The organism is Deinococcus carri, assembly GCF_039545055.1.
Classification (GTDB): Bacteria; Deinococcota; Deinococci; order Deinococcales; family Deinococcaceae; genus Deinococcus; species Deinococcus carri.
Genome location: NZ_BAABRP010000014.1, coordinates 53807 through 74068, shown reverse-complemented (window position 1 = coordinate 74068; position 20262 = coordinate 53807). Strand labels below are relative to the sequence as shown.

Genomic DNA, 20262 nt, shown 5'->3' with positions numbered 1-20262 from the left:
ATCTGCCCATGCCTGTGCCCCTCCTGTGTGCGAGCATCATCCCCTGAGGTCCCCGCATGAACATCCCCCTCCCCGAACTCTGCCTCGTCGCCCTCGTCGGCGCGTCGTCGGCGGGCAAGTCCACCTTCGCTGCGCGGCACTTTCTCCCCACCGAGGTGCTGAGCAGCGACTTTTTCCGCGCCCTCGTCAGCGACGACGAGAACAGCCTGGAGGCGACCGGGGACGCCTTCGACAGCCTGTTTTTCGTGGCGGGCAAGCGGCTGACGCGCGGGCGGCTGACAGTGGTGGACGCGACCAGCGTGCGCCCGGACGATCGGCGGCGGCTGGTGGACCTCGCGCGGGCGCATGACGTGCTGCCCGTCGCCATCGTGCTGGACCTGCCCCGCCCGGTGCTGGAGGCGCGGCACACGGCCCGGACTGACCGCGACTTCCGCCCGGAGGTCATCGGCCGGCAGGTTTCGGAACTGCACCGTACCCTGCGCGGCCTCCAGAAGGAGGGCTTCCGCCACGTCTGGGTGCTGCACTCCGAGGAGGAGGTGGACGCAGCGCGGGTGTCGCGCGTGCCCCTCTACACCAACCGCAAGGAGCTGACCGGCCCCTTCGACTTCATCGGGGACGTTCACGGGTGCCTGCCCGAACTGCGCGAGCTGCTGACGCGGCTGGGCTATGGGGTGGAAGGCGACCAGGCCACACCCCCGCCGGGCCGCACCGCCGTCTTCGTGGGCGACCTGGTGGACCGTGGCCCCGACAGCGCCGGCGTGCTGCGGCTGGTGATGAACATGGTCCGGTCGGGCGCGGCCCTGGGCGTGCCCGGCAACCACGACGAGAAGCTCAAGCGCGCGCTGGACGGCAAGGCGGTGAAGGCCCTGCACGGCCTGGACGTGACGCTGGCGCAGTTGGAGGAGGCCGGACCCGAGTTCAGGCGGGAAGTGCGCGGCTTTATCGACGGGCTGGTGAGCCACCTCGTGCTGGACGGCGGGCGGGTGGTGGTGGCCCACGCGGGTCTGCCCGAGCGCTATCAGGGCCGCTCGTCGGGCCGGGTGCGCAGCTTTGCCCTCTACGGCGACGTGGACGGCAGCCAGGACGAACTGGGCCTGCCCGTGCGCCGCGACTGGGCCGCCGACTACCGGGGCGCGGCGACCGTCATTTACGGCCATACGCCGGTCGCCCAGCCCCGCTGGGTGAACCGCACGCTGAACATAGACACCGGCTGCGCCTTCGGTGGGGCGCTGACCGCATTGCGTTACCCGGAAATGGAACTGGTCAGCGTACCCGCCCACGCCCAGTACGCCGTGCCCGCCCGCCCCCTCGCGCCCGCCGAGCCGGAGCCGGACGGCGAGACGCTCGACCTCGCCGACTTCCTGAAGGGAGGCCGCATCGAGACGCGCACCTTCGGCGGGATTCTGGTTAGGGAGGGCGAGCGGGCCGCGGCGGTGGAAACCTTCTCGCGCTTCGGCGTGGACCCACGCTGGGCCGTGTACCTGCCGCCCACCATGAGTCCGGTGGAGACGAGCGCGCGCGAAGGGTCTCTGGAACACCCGGCGGAAGCCTTCGCCTACTTCCGGGGGCAGGGCGTGTCGCAGGTTGTGTGCGAGGAAAAACACATGGGGTCGCGCGCCGTGCTGGTGCTCGCCCGCGACGAGGCCGCGGCCCGCTCGCGCTTCGGGGTGGAAAGCGGGACAGGCTGCATCTACACCCGCACCGGGCGGCCCTTCTTCCAGCCCCAGGGGGAGACGGCACAGTGGGAGGCGGACGTGCTGGCCCGCGCCCGCGCTGCCGTGACCGCCGCTGGCCTGTGGGAGACGCTGGACACGGGCTGGCTGGTGCTGGACGCCGAGATTTTGCCCTGGAGTCTGAAGGCCGGGGAACTCATCCGGGGGCAGTACGCGGCGGTGGGTGCGGCAGGAAACGCGGCCTTGCCCGCCGCCGTGACTGCGCTGGAAGCGGCGGCCGGCCGGGGTGTGGCTGTGGGCGACCTGCTGGACCGCACCCGCGAACGCGCCCACGACCTCGCTGCCTACCGCGAGGCCTACCGTGCCTACGTGCGCCGGGTGGGGGGACCGGAGGACGTGCGGATTCTGCCCTTTCACCTTCTCGCCTCGGAGGGGCGGGTCCACACCGACCGGGACCACCTCTGGCACCTGGAAACGCTGGGGCGGCTGGCGGACGCTGCCCCGACCCTCTTTGGCTGGACCGTGCACCGCCTCGTCACGCTGGGCGACGCCACGAGTGAGGCGGAGGCGACCGCGTGGTGGGAGGCTCTCACCGCGTCGGGCGGGGAGGGCATGGTGGTCAAGCCGCTGGCCTTCCTCGACCCCGAGCGCCGCAACCTGCAACCCGCCGTGAAGGTGCGGGGCCGCGAGTACCTCCGCATCATCTACGGGCCGGAGTACACCCGCCCGGAACACCTCGCCCGCCTGCGTGCCCGCCATCTGGGGGCCAAACGCGCCCGCGCCCTGCGCGAGTTTCACCTGGGGCTGGAGGCACTCTCGCGCTTCGTGGACTGCGCCGGGACCGCCCGCGTCCACGAGTGTGTGCTGGGCGTGCTGGCGCTGGAAAGTGACCCCATCGACGCGCGGCTGTGAGCCGAGAACAAAGGCGGGCGGGCTGAAGCTTTTCCCGCTTCAGCCCGCCCGCCTTCGGGTGTGGTTTACATCGCGGCGTTGCCGCTGACGAACTGGCCGCCGTGACGGCGCACGGCCTCTTCCAGCACGTCCTGGGGCACGTTGTCGTCCACGGCGATGGCCCGGCCGCCCCCCTCCACGGCGGACTGCATCCGGTCGTAGTGGGTGTCCTCGACCTCGTAGCCCGACATGGTGCCGTCGCCGGTCTCGTCCACGCCCGCCGCGCCGCCGATGCCGCCGACCGCCGCACCCACGCCGCTGCCCAGCGCCGTCATGCCCAGGATGACCGGCAGCGCCAGGCCGCCCGTCGCTACCGTGGCCGCCGTGCCGATGATCCCCGCCGCCGCGCCCGTGAGCGCGCCCGCCACGGTGCCCTTGACGGCCCCGGCCCCGGCATCCTCCGCCGTGCCGCCGCCCATGTCACCCGCGTACTCGGTGGTCGTGGTGGTCGTCGTCTCGCTGGTTACCGGGGCCGTGCGGCGGTTCAGGTGCATGCTGCCCACCTCGGGCCGCGCGACGCCTCGCTGCTGGAGGTCGGCAATGAAGGCGTCAGCGGCGGCCACCGTCGGAAACAGAATATGTTGCATAGGTCACACTCTCCCGGAATCGTCCCTTTCCCAGATGAGGAGACGGGCAAGGCGGATTTGAAAGCCGGGGGGGTAGGCCGGGGGTTGACCCGTGTTGCCTGGAGGGCCACATGGTGGGAGGGCATCCCTTGTGCGGCGGGCAGGCCCACTAGCCTGGGCAGATGAAGCCCCGTGCGCTGCTGCTCCCGGCCCTGCTGCTCGTCTCCTCCCCGGCGCAAGCCCAGTCGGCGGCGGCCCTGGCCGCAGTGGATGCCGCGCAGATGAGCATTCCCGCCGCCCGCGAGAAGGCCTACCCCGGCAGCAAACTCACGGTCGTGCGGACCCTGAGTCCCGGCGCGAACTACTCGCGGCAGGTGGTGAGCTACCAGTCGGACGGGCTGAAGATTGACGCCCTGCTGACCGTGCCCAACGGCACGCCGCCGAAGGGAGGCTGGCCCGCCATCGTCTTCAACCACGGCTACATTCCGCCCAACGTGTACCGCACCACTGAACGCTACGTCGCCTACCAGGACGCCTTTGCCCGCGCGGGCTTCGTGACCCTCAAGAGCGACTACCGCGGGCACGGCAGCAGCCAGGGGGAGGCGCTCGGCGGCTACTACGCACCTGGCTACACCACCGACGTGATGAACGCGCTCTCCAGCCTGAAAAAGGATCCCCGCGTGAACGCCGCCCGCATCGGCATGTGGGGGCACTCCATGGGCGGCTTCCTGACCCTGCGCGCGCTGGTCATCGACCCTGGCATCAAGGCGGCCGTCATCTGGGCCGGCGTGGTCGGCGACTACGACCAGATGATGAACGACTGGCCGCACAAGGCCCCGGCCTCCATCCCCCAGCGGGTGCTGAACCTGCGGAAGAAGGCGGTGGAGAAATACGGCACGCCCGCCAGTAACCCCGACTTCTGGAACAAACTCAGCGCCAACTCCTACCTCCCGGACCTGCGCGCGCCCCTCCAGCTTCACATCGGCACCGCCGACGAGGACGTGCCGGTGGGCTTCCACGAGTCGCTCTCGCGGCAGCTCAAGGCGCTTGGCAAGCCCGTGCAGAGCTACGTCTACCCCGGCGACAACCACAACCTCAGCCGCAACCTGAACACGGCCCTGGCGAGGAGCGTGGCCTTTTTCAAGGAGCGGCTGTGAGGGGGGCGGCCAGCTTCCAGCGACCAGCAGCCAGCCGCTTCAGGGCCGTCGGCGACTCTTCGTGAGGCGATGGCTTCAGCTCGTGTTGCTCCTGCTGGCGGCGGGGGCGGCCTACCTCGCCTTCACGCAACCGGAGAGGCTGGCCTTCCGGGTCCCGTGGAGCGCCACGCAGACGGCCTCGACCGGCGAACCGGATACGCCCAAGTCCGACACCCCCAGCGACACCCTCCCCACCACGCCGCTGGGTGAGGTGACGGACGCGGCTCTGAAAGCCTTCGTGGCGCGGCAGCCCATCAGCATTCAGGCGTTGCGGGCGCGGGAGTATCCCGGCAGCAAGCTGACGGTGGTGCGGACGCTGAGTCCCGGTGTGAACTACACGCGCCAGGTGGTGAGCTACCAGTCGGACGGGCTGAAGATTTACGCCCTGCTGACGGTCCCCGACGGCACGCCGCCGCAGGGAGGGTGGCCCGCCATCGTCTTCAACCACGGCTATATCCCGCCGGAGAAGTACCGCACCACCGAGCGATATGTGGCCTATCAGGACGCCTTCGCGCGGGCGGGGTTCGTCACCCTCAAGAGCGACTACCGCGGCCACGGCGACTCGGAAGGGCAGGCGCTGGGCGGCTACAACGACCCCGGCTACACGGTGGACGTGCTGAACGCCGCCGCCAGCCTGAAAAAAGACCCGCGGGTGAACGCGAAGCGCCTCGGCCTGTGGGGCCACAGCATGGGCGGACAACTCTCGCTGCGGGCGATGCTGGTGGACCCCGACCTCCGGGCCGCCTCCCTGTGGGCGGGCGTGGTCGCCAGTTACGACGTGCTGGCGACCGACTGGAACCACCCCCCGGACGAGGAAAAGCGCGTGCTGGACCCCCTCAACCGCCGGTATCTGCGTGCCCTCAGTCCCAACGCCTATCTGGAAGACCTGAACGGGCGGCCTATCCAGCTTCAGCAGGGCACGGGGGACGAGGAGGTTCCCTACGCCTTCCAGCAGGCCCTCGCCCACGACCTGCGGGCCGCCGGGCAGAGCGTGGAGGCCTACCGCTACGAGGGCGACAACCACAACCTCAGCCGGAACCTGGGGCTGGCGCTGCGGCGGAGCGTGGCGTTTTTCAAGGCGAATCTGTAGGCCAAAAAGAACGCCGCCTCACGGGCAGCGTTTCGGGGCGCTGAACTTCAGCGGCTGAGGTCGTACCCCGTCACCTTCTCGGCCGGGCTGGGGTTGGTGCTGCTCAGGGGAAAGTTGCGGTTGTAGAGGTTCCAGCCACGCTTCACGGTCATGGCGGGCGTGACTTCCTCGCCGTTGCCGGGCAGGGTGACGGCGGGGATGTCGCCGCTGAAGGTGCTGTAGACCAACCACTGGCGGTTGCGCGCGAACGGCTCCCCGATGTTGTAGGTGCCGGTGTTGTTCGTGTCGTTGTACACGACCACCTGATAGACCCCGGCGACCGAGGGTACGTCCGGCAGGTCGAAGCCGAAGGCCCAGGTGTTAGCGCCGGTGGACACCACGTTCTGCGGCTGGTTGCCGTCGTTGGTGACGGCGTTCGGAAAGCCCGCCCCCACCAGCGCCAGCCGCAGGTGCGGATTCTGGCCCCAGTCGCCGCCGATGGTGCCGCTGAGGTCATAGGCGTCGGGGGCCTTCACGTCACGCGACCCGCACGCGGCGAGAAGCAGGGGCAGCAGCAGCAGGGGAGCGGAACGCATGGTCCCAGCGTAGGCGCTGAGGCTGACGGGCGGGTGAAGCCGCATGAGGAGGAGCGAAGGGGGCAGCCTGACAACTGCATCCCTCCCCTGAGCCTCCTCAATCTCGTCTAAAGAAGAGCGCGTTACTTTTCTGTCAATCCTTGCACCCTCAAGAAGGCCAGGGCATCTTCCTGAACGTTGCCCTGGCCCTCACGGGCCGCTTGACGGACGGCTTCCCGTGCATGTAGCTCGTCAAAAGGCAGCAGGCTGGTCAAGGCTTGCTCGGCCACGACCTGATGCTCTGGCTCGTGCAGGAAGCGCGACAAAGTTTCGGTCAGGACGGGGACGACCCGTGGGTTGGCGCTTTTGCCCAAGGCCCACAGTGCGCCGCTGTCTGGAACAGGCTGGCTGCGGACATAGGTTTCCAGACCTGCCAACGCGGCATAGGCATCCTCATCAGAGAGGGAGACGGCAGCCAGCTCGTAGCCGAGCAACTCTGCCAGCCCCCCGTCGTCGCCCGCAGGCCGCCGGGCGTGGCGAGCCTCCAGAAGCAAACCCAGCGCCATGAGCGCGTCACAGGTTTCCTCGGTGTCCTCTGTGAGTTTGGACAGCAGCTCTTCGACCAGGGGGATAACCTTCTCCCCTTACTTCCCCTGCTGCGCCAGCCGCAGGTAATACGCGCTGCTCTTGTCGTTGGGGTCGAGCTGCACGGCCTGCCCGTAAGCCTCGGCGGCCCCGGCGTAGTTCTTCGCCTCGTAGCGCACGCGGCCCAGCCAGGCCCAGGCTTTAGCGTACTGCGGGTTCAGGCGGGTGGCTTCCAGGAAACCGGCCTCCGCCGCCCCCTTATCGCCCGCCGTGTACTTCGCGTAGGCGTTGCGGAAGGTCTGCACGGCCTTCAGCCCGAACTGCTGGCCTTCCTGCGCGAGCGCGAGGTTGTAGCGGTCGCTGGCGGTCGCGCCGGGCAGCGCCGCGGCCCCCTGGTACGCGGTGAGGGCGGCCTGTGCGTTGCCCAGTTCCAGCGCCAGACGGCCCGCCTCGCGCCAGGCCTCGACGAAGTTGGGGGCGGTGCGGGCGGCTTCCTGGAAGCCCGCGAGCGCCTCCGCCTTGCGGCCCGCGTCCAGCTCCACGTAGGCGCGGCTGAAGGCGCGGGTGGCGGCGGGGCCGTAGCGGCTGGCGTTCTGGGCCAGGTTCTGGAAGTACGTCAGCGTCTTGTCGCCGGGCTTGAGTTGCAGGGCGCGGGCGTACAGGGTCTGGGCCTGGGCGTAGTTCCCGGCCTCCAGCGCGGTGCGGGCGGCCCAGGTGGCGCAATCCGCATTCTGCGTGTCGAGGTCAAGGCAGGCGGCGAAGAAGCGCGCGGCCTGGTCCGGCTGGTTGCGGGTGTAGGCGGCGTAGCCCAGGTTGTACTGGACGGCGGCGGCCTGCTGCCGGTCGGCCTGGCTCGCCTGCGGTGCGGCCTGGAAGTAGGCGTTCCAGCCCAGTTCGGCCTGTTTCCAGAAGCCGACTTCCGTGTAGATCTGCGCACGCAGTTTCAGGTACTCGGGGTTCTGCGGCGCGAGGCGCACGGCCTGTTCGGCAGCGTCGGCGGCCTGCTTCCAGAGCGGCTGGTCGATGCTGGCGCTGCCCTTGGGGTAGGTCCGCCGTGCCCGCTCGGCCAGGTCACGGGCCTGCGCGGCGGCCTGTTCCGCCGTCTGCCCGGCCACCTGCTGGGGCGCGGCGGTCTGGGTGGGCGCAGGGGGGGTGGTCTGCGGGGCTGTCTGGGCAGCAGCGAAGCTGCCCAGCAGGGCGGCGGTCAGGGTCAGGACAGAACGTGTCGGCATGGTTCCCTGACCCTAGGAGGGCCGGGTGGGGGAGAGGTGAGAAAAGTGGCCGGGCGGGCTTCGGCCAGCCTGAAGGTGCGCGGCGACGTGCGCCCGGCCGCGGGCCTCTGGTAAAACGGAGTGATATGGCCGAGGCCCCCCGCGTTTACCCCATCCGCCTGTACGGCGACCCGGTGCTGCGCCGCAAGGCCCGGCCCGTTCAGCCGACCGATACCCTGACCGTGCCTGGCTCCCCGCCGCAAACCGTGCGCGAGGTCGCCGACACCATGCTGGAGACGATGTTCGAGGCGCGTGGCGTGGGGCTGGCCGCGCCCCAGATTGGGCTGCCCGTGCGGATGTTCGTCGCCGTGGAGTACGAGGATGACGAGGAGGAGAACGAGGGCCAGGACGTGCCCCTCAAGTCCCGCGTGCTGCGCGAGTTCGTGATGCTGAACCCGGTGCTGACCGTCACCGACAAGAAAAAGGACCGGGCCTATCAGGAAGGCTGCCTCAGCATCCCCGGCATCTACGAGGAAGGCGTGCCCCGCGCCCGCGCCGTGCAGGTGCGCTACACCGACCTGGACGGCCAGGAGCGCACGCTGGAGGCTGGCGACTACCTCGCCCGCGTCTTCCAGCACGAAACCGACCACCTCGACGGCGTGTTCTTCCTCGACCGCCTGCCCCCCGAGGTCACGGAGGACCACCGCAAGGAACTCGCCGCGATGCAGCGCAAGGCCAAGCAGTTCCTGAACGACCTCGCCGAGGCCGAGAAGGTGCGCCGGGAGCGGCAGGGTTGAGCGTGCCCGCCGCCCCCCGCGTGGCCTTTTTCGGCTCGCCCGCCTTCGCGCTGCCCGTGCTGGAAGCCATCCGCGAACACTTCGAGGTGGTGTTGGTGGTGGCGCAGCCCGACAAACCGGTGGGGCGGGGCCTGCGGCTTACGCCCCCCCCTGTCGCGGCCCGCGCCGCCGAACTGGGGCTGCCCCTTGCCCAGCCGAAGAAGCTGCGGGGCAATGCCGCCTTCGAGGCGCAACTCCGCGAGAGCGGCGCGGATGTGGCCGTCACCTGCGCCTACGGCAAGATTCTGCCCGCCTCGCTGCTCGCCGTGCCCCGCTTCGGCTTCCTGAACACCCACACCAGCCTGCTGCCCGCCTACCGGGGGGCGGCCCCCATCCAGTGGGCGCTCATTCGCGGCGAGAGCGTCACCGGCACCACCATCATGCAGACCGACGTGGGCATGGACACCGGGCCGATTCTGCTTCAGGAGGCCCTGCCCATCGCGCCCGAATGGACCAGCCTTGAACTCGCCGACGCCCTGGGTACCCAGGCCGCGCGCCTGATCGTGGAGGCCCTCTCCAGCCTGCCGGACCTCACGCCCACGCCCCAGGACGAGGCGGCGGCCACCCACGCCCCCATGCTGGTCAAGGAGGACGGCTTCGTGCGTTGGCAGGAGGACGCGCAGGCGGTCGTGAACCGTTACCGGGGCGTGGCCGCCTGGCCGCAGACCACCGCCTTTCTGAACGGCGCACGGCTCAAGCTGGGCGGCCTGAGCGTCACGGAGGGGCGCGGCCAGCCCGGCGAGGTGCTGCGGGTGGCCGCGGACGGGCTGACCGTCGCCTGCGGGCAGGGAGCCGTGCGCGTCGAGACGGTCCAGCCGGAGGCTCGCCGGGCACAGTCGGCCGGGGTCTGGGCGCAGGCGGTGGGAGTTGCGGCGGGTACACGCTTTGACCTCTGGGAACCGGCCCCCGCCTGAGCGCGTACCCCTCTGCGTGAACCCCACCTTCCCCCTGACCCTGGAATTCCGCTTCAGCCTCCGCACCGACCTGCGGGTCACGGACGCGCAGGGACGGCTGGTTGCGGTCGTGGGGGCCAAGCTGTTCAGCATCCGCGACGAGGTGCGCGTATATGCCGACGAGGCCAGGCAGCACCAGACCCACAGCATCCGCGCGCAGGGGCTGATGACCGGGGCGCTGGACTGGCGGGCCAGGCGCGTCATCCGCCGTATGGACGGCTCGGAGGTCGGTGCGCTCCAGGCGCAAGGGATGCGGACCCTCTGGGGCGCGAGCTACGACCTGCTCGGCCCGGACGGCCAGCCCGAGTTCACCCTGCGCGACGACCACCCCTGGCTGGGCGTGCTGGAGGGCGTCATCGGCGCGGTGCCCCTGGTGGGGGACGTCATTGCAGTGGGCTTCGACTATCTGGTCAATCCGACCTACACCGTCACCGACACTGCCGGTCGGCCCGCCTTCCGCGTCCGCAAGCGCCGCAGCCTGTTCTCCCGCCGCTTCGTGGTGGAGGAACTGCGCCCCGTCCGCCCGCAGGAGGCCGAACTGGTGGTGCTGGGGCTGGTGCAACTGGTGCTGCGCGAGCGGGAACGGGGCTGAGGGCGGCGGCAAGGCAGAAGGCTAGAGGCCAGCCGGGCCGTTCGCCTTCTGCCTTCCGCCTCCCGCCTTCTGCTCCCCGAAGCTCGGCACGTTGTTCCCGTACAGGGCAAAGGCGTCGCAGCGTTCACGCAGCACGCACACCGGGCACTTGGGGCGCGTCCAGGTGCAGACCCTCTGCCCGTGCCGCAGCAGGTTGACGTGCAGCTCGTACAGCAGGGGCGGGTCGGGGGGCAGCAGCCCCAGCAGTACGCGGTGCGCGGCCTGCTCGCCCATGCGCGGAATCACGCCGACACGGGTGGTGACGCGGTGAACGTGCGTATCCACCGGAAAGACCGGGCGCGAGAAGTTGAACAGCAGCACCAGCGAGGCCGTCTTTACACCCACGCCGGGCAGGTCGGTCAGCCACTTCAGGGCGTCCTTCACCGGCAGGTTGGCCAGAAAGTCGAGGTCGTACCCGCCCCGCTGCTCGCGGATGGCGCGCAGGGTGGCCTGGATGCGTGGGGCCTTCTGCTCGGGGTAGTTGCTGCGGCGGATGGCGTGGGCGACCGCGTCGGTGGGGGCCTCTATGATGGTGTCCCAGTCGCCCAGCGTCAGGAGTTCCTGGTACGCGGCCTCCTCATCGGCGTGGGTTGTGCGTTGCGAGAGGATGGTGCTGATCAGTTCGTGCATCGGCGCGCGGCGCGCCACCAGGGGCCGCACACCGTACTCGGCGCGGAGCCGCTCGAACATCCAGCGCAGCAGTTCGGCCCGCTCCGGCTCCGGGCGGGCCATGTTCAGCCCCGAATCTCCGGGTACGGACGCTTCAGTCACGGGTGGTCGTGGGCAGGTCGGCTCCCGGCACGTCCGCTTCCTCGGCGCGGCCCCCCTCGGCGGGCTGGTCCTTGGCGGCCGGGTCCTCGTTCGGGGCCTGACCGCGTTCCTGCTCGGGGATGGGGTGGCTCTGGCCCTCAGCGGGCGAACTGTTGGCCGGGTCGTAGGGCTTCTTCTGCGCGTCGTCGCTCATGGCCCCAGCCTGCCCGTCCACCGTACGGCGGCGGGCGAGACGGACGTGAAGGGACGTTTAGAGGAGAGCAGGCAATAAAAAAGCCGCCCTCTTGGGCGGTGATGTCAAAAACTATAGCGTGGGATGCAGGGGAAGTCAAATTATGCACTCGGATTTTCCCCTAGTCCCCCAGCAGGCATCCAAAAGCACGTACCCCCACCTTCTCCCGGCGGGGGCACTGACTGAATCTGAAGTTGGGGCCGCGGTGAGGTCCCTCCGGGCAGGTGGACGAGCGTACCACGACGCTCCCATTCCGGTGACAGAAGAATACGGCATGAGCGTAATCCTGTCAAGTCAATATGTGAATGTGACCTGAGTATGAATCCGTCTGCATGGGGGAGGTGCCGCCACAGTCGTATTGGGTTCTTCTAAGTCTGGCCGCATATGCAGCCCTACGCCATTCGGCCTAGTCCTTGGATTCGCGTCCAATCCCCCGGTTCACGCACCATGCCGATGTGTCTGATTCCCCCTCTCCCACCGTGCGCCCGGCCACGGCTGCCGATGCCCCCTTCGCCGCGCTGCTGCATAACGGCACACAGGAACCGCACTATCACCGCACCGGGGCGCAGTTCGCGGCCGCTTTTGCCCGCAATCCTGGGGGCTATGTGCTGGCCGAAACGGGCGGCCAGCCGGGCGGCCTGGGCACGTTCCGGCTCCCCGACTTTCATCCCACGCACGCCTGGCTGGGGCTGCACCTGCACCCCGACCACCGCGCAGACGGCACGACGGCCGCACTGCTGGCGCATCTGGCCGCGCAGGCCCGCGCTGCCGGACGTTTCCGCCTGTGGACCAGTGTCCGCGAGGATTACCTCCCAACCTGGCCTGACCTCCCCGCCCTGGGCTTCCGCGAGGTTCACCGCACCTTCGGCGGGGGCTTTCACCTGAAGGGCTGGTCGGCGGACCCGGCCCGGCTGGAGGCTGACCTGGCCGCGCGGGCTTACACGCTGGAACCCGCCGCGCCGTACCGGGATGACCCCCGCCTCCATGCTCTGTACACCCTCACGCGGGGTGACAAGATAAGCGCGCCCCCCACCATTCCCCCCGCCGCCGAGACGCTGATAGACGAGGACGCCCTCTGGGATGCGGCCTTTCTGGCCCGGCAGGCCGGGGAGGTCGTGGGCCTCGCCCTGCCGGAACGGTCGCGGCTGAATGCCTGGAACGCGGTGCTGGTGGTTCACCCCGACCACCGTCGCCAGGGGATAGCGACGGCGCTGCTGGCGCGGGTGGCGCGGCAGTTGCAGGCGCAGGGGCTGGGCTTCCTGAATGTGGCGGGCAGCGGGCGGGACACGGCGTATTTGGGAGTGCTGCGCCGCCTGGGCGCGAACATCGAACCTGACTGGCTCGCCTGGGAGCGCGAGGCATGAACGTCCGCCCCTTCCGTGAGGCCGACGCGCCGGCCGTCGCCCGCCTGGTCACGGCAGGGGTACGTGGGCAGTGGACGTACACGCCGGACCGCTTCCATGTCTCGACTGACCCAGCCCGGCTGCGCCTCGTCGCGGACCGCGGGGGAGAGGTGGTCGCCACCGCGCACCTGTCGCCCTTCGGCCCCGCCACCCCGGACGCGCTGCGGCTCGACCTGGCGGGCGACCCGGCGGCCTTCACGCCCCTCTACCTGGCCCTGCTGACCCGCCTGCCCGCCGGTGCCCGCCGCCTGCTGGGCGTGACGCGCGAGGACTGGCCGGAGACGATGCACTTTTTTCACGCGGCAGGCTTTCGCAACGCCTGGCAGTCCTGGGGGGCGCACCTCGACCTGACGCGCTTCGACCCCATCCCCTTCCTGCCGCGGGAAGAACGCCTCTACCTCGCCGGGTACGAGGTCGAGCGCCTGAGGCCTACCGCACCGGAGGCCGACTGGGCCACCCTGCACGCGCTCTCCAACCTGGCCGTGCAGGACGCACCCCGCAACCCCACGACCACGCCGGACCCCCTCGGCCCGGAGGAACTGCGCGCCACGGTGCAGCGGGAGGAGGTGGCCTTCGTGATGCGCCTCCGGGGTGAACTCGTCGCCAGCACCCGCCTGACTCCTCGCGGCTCCAGCGTCGAGAGCGAGCAGACCGTGACCGCCCGTGCCCACCGGAACCAGGGCATCGCCACCACGCTCAAGGCTGCGGCTCTGGCCTGGGCCAGGGCGGAAGGCCACACGCTGGCCGGAACCGGCGGCACCGTGCTGAACCTGCCGATGCTACGCGTGAATACCCGGCTCGGCTACGCCTCCGAACCGATGTGGGTGACCTGGGAGAGGAGGCTCTGAAGCCGGGGTGAGGTTCCGCCGGGGCACTGTCATAGACAGGTCAGAAATAAAGAGTACATTAAGTCATGTCGCCGCTGACCTTCGAGGAACTGGTCGCCTACTTCTTCTACGCCCAGAACGACAGCGAACACCCCTACGAGCGCATCGACTTCGTGCGGCTCATTCAGGACCTGGGGCTGGACAACGCGAACGCGCTGCGGCACACCATCGTGCAGCAACTGGCGGGCGGCCGCCGCCTCCAAGTGATTCAGGCCGAACTCGCCGCCTGAAGCCCTTTCCCCTCCCAACCTCGGCCCCCGCTCTGGCGGGGGTTTTATTTGCCGGAGCGGGTGAGTACTACTTCTTCGGCGCGTACTGCGCCATCCCACCCGCCTTCTCGAAGTCGGCCTGAAGCTGGGCGACAGGCTTCGCGGGGTGGCTCTGGGGGTCGCCAGGGAGCGTGCGAGCGTAGAACTCCAGGGCGTCGGGGTAGCCGTCGCCGTCGGCGTCCGCGTCGGCCTTCAGGACGTTGTAAAGCACGTCGGCAAACTTCGCGCCCGGCTCGGCGCGGAAGCCCGCACGCAGGCTCTCGCCAAAAGTGTTCCAGCCCTGCCCGCCCTGGGGCCGCAGGTGGCAGGTGGTGCAGGGCATGACCGTGCGCGAGAGCTCCCACAGCGGGTCGTCCCGGTCGTAGCCGAGCTGGTGGGCGGCGATCAGGCGGTAGCGGGGCATGGCGAGGGTGGCCGGAGCGGCCAGGAGGACCAGCCCGGCCAGCGCCGCGCCCAGCATCTGCACCTGCTTCCCAGTCACGCGACCCACCCCGGCCCGGCGAAGTCGCCGCCCAGGATGCCCCGCGCGTCCAGCCCCAGCCAGCGCGACAGCGCGCCCGCGTACACGCCCCGGAAGTCCTGCTTGTACCGGATGTCGCCCAGCGACAGGTTTTCCAGGTCGGGACTGTCGCCGTGAATCCCGCCCTTCACGCCGCGCCCCAGGGCGAACATCACGCTGCCCTGGCCGTGGTCGGTGCCCGCGCTGGCGTTCTCGGCCACCCGCCGCCCGAACTCCGAAAAGCCCATCACCAGCACCCGGTCGGCCAGGCCCTGCGCCTCCAGGTCGGCCTGGAAGGCGGCGAGGCCCGCCGCGAGCTGGCCCAGCAGTTCATCCTGCTCGGCCCGCTGCCCGGCGTGGGTGTCGAAGTTGCCCAGCGTGATGTACAGCACCCGCTGGCCCGTCCCAGCGGCAATCAGGCGCGCGGCGTCGCGGAGCTGGGCGGCGAACTTGCCTTCCGGGTAGGTGGCCCCCGTGCGGTACTTGCCGACGTTCTGCTGCACCCGCCGGGTGTTGGTCAGCATCTGCCGCGTGGCCTGCTGGAGGTAAGCCGCCTCGCCCGCGCGGGACGTGTTCAGCATGGTCCCGAAGGCGGCGTCCAGCCCCGCCGGGAGCTTGACCTGAAAGTTGTCCACCCCGTCGATGCTGGGCAGGCTGAAGTCGGCGGCGCGCAGGGCCTGCGGCGTGGTCCCACCCAGGTTGGAGGCGCAGAAGGGGTCGCCAATCTTCTCCGCGATGCGCCCGATCCAGCCCTCCGCCTGCGCCTGGGTAGGGTCGGCGGTGTGCCAGATCGCCATGCTGGCGAAGTGACTGCGGTTGGGGTTGGGATAGCCCACGTTCTCCATCCAGGCGAGGTGCCCGCCGTCCCACAGGCCCATCAGGGGCTTCAGGGCCGGATGCATCCCCAGGTCCGGCGTGAGGGTCAGCACGTCCTTTTTGGGAATCGCGATGTTGGGCCGCGCGGCGTAGTACGCGCCGTTGGAGTACGGAATCAGGGTGTTGAGGCCGTCGTTGCCGCCGGTCAGTTGAATCACGACCAGCGTTTTGGTGTTGCCTGACCCGGCGGCCTGCGTCGCGGCCCGCGCCAGGAAACCGGGCATCCCGCTCGTCGCGGCGACGGCCAGGGCGGAGTATTTGAGGAATTCACGGCGGGTTGGGGACATGGGGAACCTCGGGGGGGCTGTGAAAAGGGGCCATGAGCCGTGAGCTATGAGCTATGAAAAAGAGGGCTAAAGCCACAAGCCGAAGCTTTCTGGTGATGGTTCATAGCTCAGAGCTTCAGGCGAGCTGAAATTCCGGGCTGATCAGCGTCAGGTACGTGCGCTGCTTGGGGGCCAGGCCGTCCAGCGCGGCGCGCAGGAGGCTGCGTTCGGTGCCCAGCAGGGCCAGGGGGGTGGGCTGCTGTTCCAGCTTCGGGGCCTGGCCGCCCAGGGTCAGGGCCGCCGCGACCTGCATCCGCGTGAGGAGGGTCGAGTCGTTGATCCATTCGCGCCCGCCGTCCCAGCCCTTCACGGTGTCGGGCTGGAGGAGCAGTTGGCCCATCTTTCCGGCAGTCTGGGCGAGGTTCAGCATCTGCTTGGTTTCCAGCTTCGGCTGTCCCAGCGTCCGCACCGCCCCCACGATGAATTCCACCGGGCTGCGGATGACGGCGGCGCGGTTTTCGGGGGCGTAGAAGTGGGTGCTGGACAGCAGTTCCTCCAGCACGGCGCGAATGTTGCCGTTCGTGCGGCGGAACGTCTCGGCGCTGGCGGCTACTGCCCCCTCGTCGGGGGTGTCGCGGACAAAGGCGCGGTGCAGCTTGCGCGAGACGAACACGGCGGTCTGGGGGTGGGTGGCGGCCAGGCGCACCACGTCCTCGCCGCTGAGGTTCCCGCTGTGGCCCAGGTACGTCTTGCGGCCCGTGTCGTGCTGGTTCGCCCGGAAAACGAAGCGGGGTTCCTCCAGGTACTTCTGATTGCCGCGCCCGCCCTCGAAGGTCCAGCCGGTCAGCGCCCGCGCGCCCTCGCGCACGTCGTCCTCGGTGTAGTGGCCGATGCCGGTCGTGAACAGTTCCAGCAACTCGCGGCTGAAGTTCTCGTTGGGCTTGCCCTTGCGGTTCTGGTCGTTGTCGAGGTAGCGCAGCATGGCGGGCGACTGCGCGACCTCCAGCGCGAAGCGGGCAAAGTCGGGGGCTGCCGCGTGCCGCCGCAGCAGGTTCAGGTAGGCGGCCAGCATGGGGATGTTCCGCACCTTGTCGGTGCCGATGACGAAGTGATTACTCCAGGTCAGCGCCAGTTTCTCGCGCAGCGGGTGCGGGCCGTACATCATCTCGAACAGCCACGCGCCGCGCGTGAGCTGGATGCCCGCGCCGGGCGTCGCGCCCTGCATGGGGTCGAAGGGGTTGCCGGGGGCGCGTGCGTCCGTGAAGTTCAGGAGGCCGCGGGCTGCCGCGCGGGCGTCCTTACCGGCCAGCGCACGAATCTGCGCGTCGCTGGCCCCGAAGGAGGTGCGTCTCAGCAGGTGCGCGGCGTCCTCGGGCGTGAGTTTGGGGGCGTAGGGGGTCAGGGGCATGGCTTCTCCGGAAAGAGGTATGAGGCGTGGGGAGGCTTCAGGGATTGGAGGCGGCGGGAGCCAGAAAAGTTCCCAGACCCGCGAGGTCCACCGACTTGATGCCCGCGAGGGCCGAGCGCAGCGGCGCGGCAGGCAGGTTGCCCACCAGCCAGACGAACCCGTCCCCCACGCGGCGGGAGGCGACACCGGGCGCAGCACGGACATTGCGCGGGGCCAGCACCAGCGCGAGGACGTTGGCCCCGTCGCTGAGCGTGACCTCCAGGCCACCAGCGGGCCTGACCCTGACCTCCGTCGGCACGAAGCCCGGCGGGAGGCGCAACCCCGGCAGCGCGGCGAGGACGGCGGGGCGCAGACCGGCGGGAATGGCAGGCACGCCCCGCTTGACCTTCACCGCCTGGGGCTGCACCTGCGTGAAGGCAGCGCGGCGGGCCAGGGTGCCGTCCGGCATTCGTTCCTCGTAGGCGAGGGGCACATTCCAGGCCCGGTCCACCCACAGCGTCCAGCGGGCGGCCTGCCCGACTTTCGGCACCAGGTCGAAGCGGGTCACGTCCCGGCCCGCGACCGGCGGCGCGTCTGTCCGCGTGACGGTGAAGTGCGCGGCAATCAGGGCGGGGCGGAAGGGCACGGCGGGCAGCGTGGCGGCGGTGCGGGTGGGCACGGCGCGGGGCGGAAAGAACACGCTGACCTCGGCCGTGCCGCGGGCCGCCAGGGTGCGCGCCTGCCGCAGCGCCGCCGTCAGGTCGTCCACGTCGGCAGCGTGGGCCGCGCCGGTCAGCAGCAGCCCGGCCAGCAGCAGCGTTCGCCTCACCAGCCCTCTCCCAGTGCGCCCTGGTAGGCGTCGTAAGCGGCACTCGCGGGGAGGTCGGGCGCGGGCCGCAGCACCAGCGCCCCGGTCAGCACCGCCGCGCCCAGCAGCGCGGGCCACCACCGGGCGCGGGAGCGTGGCGCGGGGGAGGGGAGAGCGGTGCCCGCCTGTTCTGCCCGGTGCCACGCCAGGAAGCGGTCGGCGGCCCCGGCGTCGGCGGGGGTTTCTTTTCGGGCGTGGGCCAGGAGGGTGTCGAGTTCGGCGTCATTCATGGGTAGGGCCTTTGGTTGGGGGGTGGGCGGGAATATCGGGGAAGTGGGGACACAGGGGGCTGGGGGTGCCATGCCCGTTCACCCCCTCTGCAAGCAGCTCTACGAGTCCCGGCCTCCCCCCTCTGCTGCGCAGCTTTGCAAGTCAAGGGGGAGGGGAAAAGGGCCTCGGCACGGGTCTTTGAGACGGGTTGGCCGCCCCCTCACGGCGTCACCCCGATTCCGCTCAGGAGTGTCCGCAGGGCGGCGCGGCCCCGGTTCAGGCGGCTTTTGACCGTGCCCAGTTCCAGGCCCAGCACCTCCGCGATTTCGGCGTAGTCCAGGCCGGACAGTTCGCGCAGGGTCAGCACGTCGCGCTGCTCGGGCGGAAGCTGGCGCATGGCCCAGGCGAGGCGTTCGCGCAGGTCGGCCTGTTCGCCTGCCTGGACCGGGTTGTGGGGGGCCACGGGTTCGGGGGCGTCTTCCAGCGGGAGGTGACGGCGGACAGCCAGCGCCTTGTGGCAGGCGTTCAGCGTGACGCGGTGCAGCCAGGTCGTGAACTGCGCCTCGCCCCGAAAGCCCCCCAGATGCCGCTCCACGCTGATAAACACCTCCTGCACCACGTCGTCTGCCGCGCCTGCCCCGACCGTTCCCGCCGCCACCCGGTGAACCCGGCCCGCGTGCCGCCGCACCAGCGCCTCGAAGGCCGCCTCCCGGTGAGGTCCGGGCTGCGCGGCGAGGCGCACCAGTTGCGCGTCCGTCAGGTCGTTCAAGGCCACCTCACAGGGTAAGAGGCGGGGAGGGGGGGAAAAGTTCCCGGGGAGGGCAGAAGGTAGACCGTGAAAGCCTTCACGACCCCCACTCACCACTGACCACTTCCCACTCACCCCTAACCCCCACGCCGGACCCCTGACCTAAACTGCCTCCCATGACGGCCCGCGCGCTCTCTCCCTCCGCCGAGGATTACCTCAAGCACCTGTACCTGCTGGGGCAGCGCGGCAAGGTCAACACGCAGGCCCTGGCCGACGCCCTGGGTGTGATGCCCGCCAGCGTAACGGGGATGCTCCGCAAACTCAGCGAGCAGGGGCTGGTGGCCCACGCGCCGTATCAGGGCGCGAGCCTGACCGCCGAGGGGCAGCGGGTCGCGCTGGAGGTACTGCGGCATCACCGGCTGCTGGAACTCTTCCTGCACCGGGCGCTGGGCGTGCCGCTTGACGAGGTCCACGAGGAGGCGGAGCGGCTGGAACATGCCCTCTCCGAACGGCTGGAGGCGCGCATCGCGGCCTGGCTGGGCGACCCCACCCACGACCCGCACGGCGACCCGATTCCCACCCTGGCGGGCGAGTTGCCCACCCGCGCCGAGCGCCGCCTGACCCAGCTCGCGCCCGGTGAGGCCGCCACCGTGGCCCGCGTGCCCGACAGTGACGCGGCGGGGCTGCGCGCACTCGTTGCGGCGGGCCTCACGCCGGGGGTGCCCGTCACGCTGCGGCAGGTGGACGCGCCGCTGGGCACTCTGACCGTTACGCTGCGGGGTGGCGAGGCCCTCACCCTGGCCCTGGCGGTGGCCGCGCAGGTGCAGGTGCACGGAGACCGGGATTGACCACCCCCGCCCCCCGCCCCGGCTGGCGGCGGCAGCTTCAGGCCGCGCACCTGGCCCTGACCTTCCTGACCACGCTGCCCCTGCCCCACGTCCGCGAGGTCCGCGAGGGCGACTTCGCGCGGGCCAGCGCCTATTACCCCCTGGCGGGGTACGCGGTGGGCGGGCTGGTGGCGTTGGTGCTGTGGCTGCCGCTGCCGCTGCCGGAGGGCGTGCGCGCGGCCCTTGCGGTGGGGGCGTGGCTGGCCGTCACCGGGATGCTGCATTTCGACGGGCTGGTGGACAGCGCCGATGCCCTCTTCGCCATGAAAAGCCCGGAGCGGCGGCTGGAGATTCTGCGCGACGTGCATGTGGGGGCCTTCGGGCTGGCGACCGGGGTGCTGGCGCTGCTGGTGTTGTGGAGCCTGCTGGCCGCGCCGATTCCCGCCTACGCGCCCGTCGTCGCGGCAGTGGTCGCGCGGGGGCTGGTGCTGCTGCCCATAAACCTCTACCCGGCGGCGCGGCAGGAGTCGCTGGGCGCACGCTCGCGCGAGGGACGCTGGGGCGCGGCGCTGGTGCTGGCCCTGCCCGCCCTGCTGCTGCCGGGGGCGTGGGCGGCGGCCCTGGCCGCGCTGGTGGCCGTGCTGTTGGCCGCCCGTTTCTCCGCCGCGCGCCTGGGTGGGGGCCTGAACGGCGACGTGTACGGCCTGCTGGTGGTGACGGCGGAACTGGTCGCGCTGGGGGCGTATGCGTGGGGGCGGGGGTGAGGCGCGGCG

23 protein-coding genes are annotated in these 20262 nt (G+C 70.5%); 11 read left to right on the top strand and 12 right to left on the bottom strand.

Features of this window, described 5'->3' with window-relative positions; translation table 11 throughout:
• The first annotated feature begins 56 nt into the window (after positions 1 to 56).
• Complete coding sequence (locus tag ABEA67_RS14955) at positions 57 to 2585, top strand: polynucleotide kinase-phosphatase (RefSeq protein ID WP_345466640.1); 2529 nt, start codon at positions 57 to 59, stop codon at positions 2583 to 2585.
• Between the two features lie 65 nt (positions 2586 to 2650).
• Here the strand turns inward: ABEA67_RS14955 and ABEA67_RS14950 are convergent, their stop codons facing one another.
• Positions 2651 to 3211, bottom strand: coding sequence for a hypothetical protein (locus ABEA67_RS14950; protein ID WP_345466638.1), 561 nt, complete (start codon positions 3209 to 3211; stop codon positions 2651 to 2653).
• Between the two features lie 161 nt (positions 3212 to 3372).
• Between ABEA67_RS14950 and ABEA67_RS14945 the strand changes: the two genes are divergently transcribed.
• Both ABEA67_RS14945 and ABEA67_RS14940 read left to right on the top strand, forming a co-directional pair.
• Positions 3373 to 4347 carry an alpha/beta hydrolase family protein gene (locus ABEA67_RS14945; protein ID WP_345466635.1) on the top strand — a complete coding sequence of 325 codons (975 nt, stop codon included), beginning with the start codon at positions 3373 to 3375 and terminating at the stop codon, positions 4345 to 4347.
• Positions 4348 to 4408: 61 nt separating this feature from the next.
• Positions 4409 to 5476: an alpha/beta hydrolase family protein gene (locus ABEA67_RS14940; protein WP_345466632.1), complete on the top strand. Its 1068-nt coding sequence runs from the start codon at positions 4409 to 4411 to the stop codon at positions 5474 to 5476.
• Positions 5477 to 5523: 47 nt separating this feature from the next.
• Here the strand turns inward: ABEA67_RS14940 and ABEA67_RS14935 are convergent, their stop codons facing one another.
• From ABEA67_RS14935 to ABEA67_RS14925, 3 genes are all read right to left on the bottom strand, one after another.
• A complete protein-coding gene (locus ABEA67_RS14935; protein ID WP_345466630.1) occupies positions 5524 to 6051 on the bottom strand; it encodes a hypothetical protein in 528 nt (175 codons plus the stop codon).
• A 122-nt stretch (positions 6052 to 6173) separates the two neighbouring features.
• Entirely contained in the window at positions 6174 to 6596 is a 423-nt protein-coding gene (locus ABEA67_RS14930; RefSeq protein ID WP_345466627.1) for a hypothetical protein, read from the bottom strand.
• A 78-nt stretch (positions 6597 to 6674) separates the two neighbouring features.
• Positions 6675 to 7847: a tetratricopeptide repeat protein gene (locus ABEA67_RS14925; protein ID WP_345466624.1), complete on the bottom strand. Its 1173-nt coding sequence runs from the start codon at positions 7845 to 7847 to the stop codon at positions 6675 to 6677.
• A 125-nt stretch (positions 7848 to 7972) separates the two neighbouring features.
• On the opposite strand from ABEA67_RS14925, the gene def reads away from it, so the two are divergent.
• The 3 genes from def to ABEA67_RS14910 are packed head-to-tail and all read left to right on the top strand — an operon-like array spanning position 7973 to position 10207.
• Positions 7973 to 8623, top strand: a complete 651-nt coding sequence (gene def, locus ABEA67_RS14920; RefSeq protein WP_345466621.1) for a peptide deformylase — start codon at positions 7973 to 7975, stop codon at positions 8621 to 8623.
• Positions 8620 to 9576 (top strand): methionyl-tRNA formyltransferase, encoded by a 957-nt coding sequence (gene fmt / locus ABEA67_RS14915; protein WP_345466618.1) that lies wholly within the window; start codon positions 8620 to 8622, stop codon positions 9574 to 9576. Before def ends, fmt begins: the two co-directional genes overlap by 4 nt.
• A gap of 16 nt (positions 9577 to 9592) precedes the next feature.
• The gene (locus ABEA67_RS14910) at positions 9593 to 10207 is read left to right on the top strand and encodes a hypothetical protein (protein WP_345466616.1); all 615 of its coding nucleotides are present in this window, start codon (positions 9593 to 9595) and stop codon (positions 10205 to 10207) included.
• Positions 10208 to 10228: 21 nt separating this feature from the next.
• Here ABEA67_RS14910 and ABEA67_RS14905 read toward each other — a convergent pair whose 3' ends face one another.
• Positions 10229 to 10978, bottom strand: a complete 750-nt coding sequence (locus ABEA67_RS14905) for a monofunctional DNA glycosylase (RefSeq protein ID WP_345466614.1) — start codon at positions 10976 to 10978, stop codon at positions 10229 to 10231.
• A 31-nt stretch (positions 10979 to 11009) separates the two neighbouring features.
• Positions 11010 to 11210, bottom strand: coding sequence for a hypothetical protein (locus ABEA67_RS14900; RefSeq protein WP_345466611.1), 201 nt, complete (start codon positions 11208 to 11210; stop codon positions 11010 to 11012).
• Positions 11211 to 11704: 494 nt separating this feature from the next.
• Here ABEA67_RS14900 and ABEA67_RS14895 point away from each other — a divergent pair, with 494 nt between their 5' ends.
• From ABEA67_RS14895 to ABEA67_RS14885, 3 genes are all read left to right on the top strand, one after another.
• Positions 11705 to 12613, top strand: a complete 909-nt coding sequence (locus tag ABEA67_RS14895; protein WP_345466609.1) for a GNAT family N-acetyltransferase — start codon at positions 11705 to 11707, stop codon at positions 12611 to 12613.
• The gene (locus ABEA67_RS14890; RefSeq protein WP_345466607.1) at positions 12610 to 13500 is read left to right on the top strand and encodes a GNAT family N-acetyltransferase; all 891 of its coding nucleotides are present in this window, start codon (positions 12610 to 12612) and stop codon (positions 13498 to 13500) included. Before ABEA67_RS14895 ends, ABEA67_RS14890 begins: the two co-directional genes overlap by 4 nt.
• A gap of 65 nt (positions 13501 to 13565) precedes the next feature.
• Positions 13566 to 13769: a hypothetical protein gene (locus ABEA67_RS14885; RefSeq protein ID WP_345466605.1), complete on the top strand. Its 204-nt coding sequence runs from the start codon at positions 13566 to 13568 to the stop codon at positions 13767 to 13769.
• A 67-nt stretch (positions 13770 to 13836) separates the two neighbouring features.
• On the opposite strand, the gene ABEA67_RS14880 is transcribed toward ABEA67_RS14885, so the two are convergent.
• The 6 genes from ABEA67_RS14880 to ABEA67_RS14855 form a co-directional block, all read right to left on the bottom strand.
• A complete protein-coding gene (locus ABEA67_RS14880; RefSeq protein WP_345466603.1) occupies positions 13837 to 14289 on the bottom strand; it encodes a hypothetical protein in 453 nt (150 codons plus the stop codon).
• Positions 14286 to 15470 (bottom strand): DUF1501 domain-containing protein, encoded by a 1185-nt coding sequence (locus ABEA67_RS14875; RefSeq protein ID WP_345466600.1) that lies wholly within the window; start codon positions 15468 to 15470, stop codon positions 14286 to 14288. Before ABEA67_RS14875 ends, ABEA67_RS14880 begins: the two co-directional genes overlap by 4 nt.
• 115 nt (positions 15471 to 15585) lie before the next feature.
• Positions 15586 to 16857, bottom strand: a complete 1272-nt coding sequence (locus ABEA67_RS14870; RefSeq protein WP_345466598.1) for a DUF1800 domain-containing protein — start codon at positions 16855 to 16857, stop codon at positions 15586 to 15588.
• 37 nt (positions 16858 to 16894) lie between these two features.
• Entirely contained in the window at positions 16895 to 17665 is a 771-nt protein-coding gene (locus tag ABEA67_RS14865; RefSeq protein ID WP_345466596.1) for a transcriptional regulator, read from the bottom strand.
• Positions 17662 to 17934 (bottom strand): hypothetical protein, encoded by a 273-nt coding sequence (locus tag ABEA67_RS14860; protein WP_345466594.1) that lies wholly within the window; start codon positions 17932 to 17934, stop codon positions 17662 to 17664. The genes ABEA67_RS14865 and ABEA67_RS14860 overlap by 4 nt, the downstream gene beginning before the upstream one ends.
• 200 nt (positions 17935 to 18134) lie before the next feature.
• A complete protein-coding gene (locus ABEA67_RS14855) occupies positions 18135 to 18683 on the bottom strand; it encodes an RNA polymerase sigma factor (RefSeq protein WP_425557207.1) in 549 nt (182 codons plus the stop codon).
• Between the two features lie 155 nt (positions 18684 to 18838).
• On the opposite strand from ABEA67_RS14855, the gene ABEA67_RS14850 reads away from it, so the two are divergent.
• Both ABEA67_RS14850 and ABEA67_RS14845 read left to right on the top strand, forming a co-directional pair.
• Positions 18839 to 19510, top strand: coding sequence for a metal-dependent transcriptional regulator (locus ABEA67_RS14850; RefSeq protein WP_345466589.1), 672 nt, complete (start codon positions 18839 to 18841; stop codon positions 19508 to 19510).
• Complete coding sequence (locus tag ABEA67_RS14845; protein WP_345466588.1) at positions 19507 to 20253, top strand: adenosylcobinamide-GDP ribazoletransferase; 747 nt, start codon at positions 19507 to 19509, stop codon at positions 20251 to 20253. The genes ABEA67_RS14850 and ABEA67_RS14845 overlap by 4 nt, the downstream gene beginning before the upstream one ends.
• The last annotated feature ends 9 nt before the right edge of the window (positions 20254 to 20262 follow it).